Source organism: Nonomuraea sp. 3N208, from assembly GCF_052245935.1.
GTDB lineage: Bacteria > Actinomycetota > Actinomycetes > Streptosporangiales > Streptosporangiaceae > Nonomuraea.
Genome location: NZ_JBQQBR010000146.1, coordinates 1 through 1,532 on the forward strand (window position 1 = coordinate 1; position 1,532 = coordinate 1,532).

At 66.6% G+C, this 1,532-nt stretch carries 1 protein-coding gene; it reads right to left on the reverse strand.

Features of this window, described 5'->3' with window-relative positions; translation table 11 throughout:
- Position 1: 1 nt before the first annotated feature.
- Positions 2-1,369 (reverse strand): IS110 family transposase, encoded by a 1,368-nt coding sequence (locus tag ACTWPT_RS59915; protein ID WP_443186462.1) that lies wholly within the window; start codon positions 1,367-1,369, stop codon positions 2-4.
- Between the last annotated feature and the right edge of the window lie 163 nt (positions 1,370-1,532).

Sequence of the window (1,532 nt, forward strand, 5' to 3'; positions counted from 1 at the left end):
GTCAGGCAGCCTGGGTCAGGGTGACGGTGAAGCCGAGCGCTTGGAGTTGCCGGACGTGAGTGCGGGTCTTCTTGTCCCGGTCGATCTTGTTGGCGTGGTAGTCGGCTCCCAGGTCTCGGTAGCGGGCGGTGGGGTCGGCGAGCAGGTGCCAGATGATGACCAGGATCGAGCGGGCCACGGCGACCAGGGCCTTGAGTTTGCCGCGGCGTTTGACGATCCGCCGGTAGCGCTCGCCGAGGAAGGTGTCGGTTCGGGCCGCCACGGCTGCGGCAGTGCCCAGTACGCCTTTCAGGTACGGGTTGCCCTTGCCTGTCTTGCCGCCCCGGCTCTTGGGCCCCGATTGGATCGTGCGGGGACACAGCTTGGCCCAGGAGGCCAGGTGTTCGGCGGTGGCAAAGCGGGTCATGTCCAGCCCAACCTCGGCGAGGATGACCTGGGCGATCTCCGGGCTGATGCCGGGGATCTCATCGAGGCGTTTCACCGCGTTCAGCGCTTGGCGGATGATCGCGGTCACCTCGGCGTGCTCACCCGACCCGTGATCGTCACTGTCGTGACGGTCTTCAGGTGCCTGGGCGGCGGGCAGTTGCCCGAGCAGCGCCTCGATCCGGGCGGTGAGCTGGGCGATCGACGCGTCCAAGCTGTCGATCTGCGTCAGCAGCATCGTGGCGAGTTCGGCGTGGTGATCGTCGAACTGGCCGGTCAACGCCTCGACCAACGCGGGAATCTTGGCCCGCATCTTGCCCCGGGCCAGCTCGGCCAGCACCCGCGGATCACGCTCGCCGGCGATCAGCGCCTCGATCATGTCCCGGGTCGAAGCGGTCGTCAACGTGCTCGCCACCGACGACACCTTGATCAGGGAGTCTTCCAGCAGTTTCTCCAGCCGCTGCCAGTACCGGGTCCGCTCGCCGATCAGATCCACCCGCATCCGGGTGTAGTCCCGCAACGTCCGGATCTGCTTGGGTGGGACGAACGAGGGGCGCAGCAGCCCCTTCTCGGTCAGCTTGGCCAGCCAGACCGCGTCCAGCTTGTCGGTTTTCGGGCGGCCCGGGAGGTTCTTCACGTCGCGGGCGTTGACCAGCTGCACCTCCAGGCCGCGCTCCTCCAGCACGTAATACCAGATGCGCCAGTAATCCCCGGTCGATTCGACCGTGACCTTCTCGATTCCCTGGCACACCAGGTGATCACCCAGCTCGGTGACCGCATTCATGGTGGCGTCCACATCCCACACCTTGGTCAGCCGCCGACCGGCCTTGCCCTCGTGCGGCACCCGGGTGCACACCTTCCCGAAGGCCTTGGCCACATCGATCGCGGCGACCCGTTCCACGAGATGCTCGTGTTCCTCGTCCGGGATCTCCTGGGGTTCTCGCATCACCACCGGGGATCGCTCTCCTTACCAAGATCAGGGGTAGACGGCGGGATGCCCGGGGGCCTCGGTCGGGAACCGAACATTCTGACCGGCGTGCTCGAAGGCAACAGTGCGTGACCCATCAGGGTCGGGCCCCGGCGCCAGACTGTTAGACGGGCTCATGCGG

Excerpts from the sequence above, each read along its gene's own strand:
- ACTWPT_RS59915 (WP_443186462.1), bottom strand. The coding sequence starts at position 1,369 with ATGCGAGAACCCCAGGAGATCCCGGACGAGGAACACGAGCATCTCGTG.